Annotated in this window: 3 protein-coding genes; all 3 read left to right on the top strand. The window is 41.8% G+C overall.

Features of this window, described 5'->3' with window-relative positions:
* Positions 1-713 precede the first annotated feature (713 nt).
* The 3 genes from F607_RS0126345 (at position 714) to F607_RS0126335 (ending at position 2,235) form a co-directional block, all read left to right on the top strand.
* Positions 714-1,181: a hypothetical protein gene (locus tag F607_RS0126345; protein WP_038292455.1), complete on the top strand. Its 468-nt coding sequence runs from the start codon at positions 714-716 to the stop codon at positions 1,179-1,181.
* Between the two features lie 118 nt (positions 1,182-1,299).
* Positions 1,300-1,773: a hypothetical protein gene (locus F607_RS32090; protein ID WP_230400464.1), complete on the top strand. Its 474-nt coding sequence runs from the start codon at positions 1,300-1,302 to the stop codon at positions 1,771-1,773.
* Between the two features lie 9 nt (positions 1,774-1,782).
* Complete coding sequence (locus F607_RS0126335; RefSeq protein ID WP_027710382.1) at positions 1,783-2,235, top strand: hypothetical protein; 453 nt, start codon at positions 1,783-1,785, stop codon at positions 2,233-2,235.
* Positions 2,236-2,352 lie beyond the last annotated feature (117 nt).

Genomic DNA, 2,352 nt, shown 5'->3' with positions numbered 1-2,352 from the left:
CTGGTCTTTGTGCTTTATGTAATAACGCCACCAGAGCTGCTTGGTATGCAGTAGGTGTTTGAGCTTAGAGGGAATACGAATAGGACATCACCTGTTTTACCGCGCAAGGTATTTAACGAGGCGAGGAGGATAGTCGAAACATGTCGTATAAACGGATTTAAATGTTGCGAAGTGAACACTGAGCCTGATGATTGGCACTTGTTAAAAGTCGCCGACAACGTCGGCCTAACTTGAAGGTCGCTCTTACATCAAAAATCACTGATCGCGCTCCTTGTAAAAAGTGGGTATTCGCCACCACCTATCCTATTTCAAAAACTCTACTTTTTCAAAGGTACATTTTAATAAGTAGAACCAACAACGCAGACTTTACGATTATTTACCGTAATTATCATAATTACGGTAATATGTCGCGCTGGAACATATAAGCTCTGGGATCTGGTTTTTCCTGCGGCTGAAATCAGCGCCCAAGGATGCGAAGCCAATCCAAAAAGAAATCCCAGGATTTGGTGTCGTTCTTCAGATAGACTAAGAGCGGTTAAAAAGTTAGTGATGGCGTAGGAAAGTGTTCACTGCACATGAACCATGCCTATAAATTGACTATAAAACGGTGCCTCCTCGATAAGCGTACGAGTTAAAAAATTTGCTTTCAGGCATGTTCACCGAGAGGACACCGTTCATTAATAGTTATGTTTCCGAGCATCAGAAAAACATGTATGAATTATTTTGAGCTTTTTTTATCTCCATCTGAAAGGCCGTTCGCAACTCATGAGTTGTCGAAACTGAAGGAGGAAGCAGTACCCATACTGGAATCGCTTTTTAATGGGGCTGCAAAAAACGAATTTGGAAAGTCTTATAGAGATATTGGCGCAATCGGTTGTGGTTTTGTTACAGTCAAGCTATTGGGTTCTGTAGCAAAGCCCCTAGAAGAATATGTCTTAGAGGGAATTGAAATTGACAACCCCTATGCTATCGAAGCTGCTGGCTATTTGGGGGGAATTGAACCTGAAACTGCGTATGCGCTTGCAAGAGCCTTGGTTCGCCACCCAGCATCAGAAGCTGGAGCTTCGTTGATAAAGAGCGATTATGCAAAGAATGAAAAAGTACTCAATATTCTAGAGTTAGATTCAGTCGCACATAAAAGTTTGCTAAGAATTTATGCGTATTTATCAAGAAAAACATAATCGGGTAAGAGCTGGTATCTCCCCGCTGGATGCCTTTAACCATAAGCCCTACAATGGGGTTAGGTTTGTGTAAGGGTGACGTTTATTAATAGTTATGTTTTCGCAAAGATTTGAGATTATGACTCGAATAATATTGATCTCAGTGTTGATGGTAATGGCGGGTGTAAACGTAATCCTTGATTTTCTACGTCACGCTGCGTTTTCAGATATACACATGAATGTTTTTGTTTCAGCGTTACTTGCTGGCTTCGCTACTGCTTTCCCAGCGGGCACTGCACTCTTAATATCAGCAAAAACTCGTTTTAAACTGGCTGGCATTAATATCTACCGGGTGGCATCTGACTTTGTGCTTGGCGTAGGTCTGTTAGCTTGGTTCTATTTATTGTTTGTACGCGAGCGCCCCGAGTACTATGAGGGCGCATCGCATATGTATGTTGCAACTTGGCCAGTACTCCTTGGCGTTATTGCAATAGTTTTGTATTTAAATTGTTTGTTGGTTCAAGGCACGTACTGGGCAATCAAACATAACAAGCGCATGTTGTCGGACTGGTTTTCCGCCGCGCTCCAAATCATTCGCAAATGCAGGCGTTAAAGGGGACTTATGATTGGTCGCAGAAAGTCACCGGGCGGAATGTTTCACCCTCTTGTCCCGCCATTAATCGAATTGCGATGTAAGTGTGGTGGTAAAATAATATGTCAGCACCCTTTAAATGCAAAAGGATATAGTGACACTCCAGATGGATGGTTCTTAAAAACAGAAGGTGATAATAAATTTTCAGCCAAATGTGATTCATGCAGTACATCCAAGAGAAATTTAAATTATTTTGAATTAGAAGATCTTGGATCACCATATTACTCTGCATCTGTGGGATCTGAATGCATTTGGGGCTGGAATAAAGAGCATTTCAAGATGATCATTGATTATCTTGAGGGAAAAGATATTGAAAATAACCGTTGGCGTATGTATAGGCAATTTATACCAGGAAAATGGAAAGCGAAATCTAGGCGAGACGCTTTTGTCAAAACTGCTAAGAAGGCTCTAAATGTCCTTTAATCAGGTAAGAGCTGGTATTTCCTCAGCTCTCCCCACACCACCCTGCATGCGGGACCGCACAGGGCGGTTCATTTAACTTATCCGTTAGGATAATGAATTTTGATCCATCCGTCCCTT

The organism is Zooshikella ganghwensis DSM 15267 (assembly GCF_000428585.1).
Taxonomy (GTDB): Bacteria; Pseudomonadota; Gammaproteobacteria; order Pseudomonadales; family Zooshikellaceae; genus Zooshikella; species Zooshikella ganghwensis.
The sequence above is the reverse complement of the archived record's forward strand: the minus strand, read 5'-3'. Positions and strand labels throughout refer to the sequence as shown.

Excerpts from the sequence above, each read along its gene's own strand:
- F607_RS0126345 (WP_038292455.1), top strand. The coding sequence starts at position 714 with ATGAATTATTTTGAGCTTTTTTTATCTCCATCTGAAAGGCCGTTCGCA.
- F607_RS32090 (WP_230400464.1), top strand. The coding sequence starts at position 1,300 with ATGACTCGAATAATATTGATCTCAGTGTTGATGGTAATGGCGGGTGTA.
- F607_RS0126335 (WP_027710382.1), top strand. The coding sequence starts at position 1,783 with ATGATTGGTCGCAGAAAGTCACCGGGCGGAATGTTTCACCCTCTTGTC.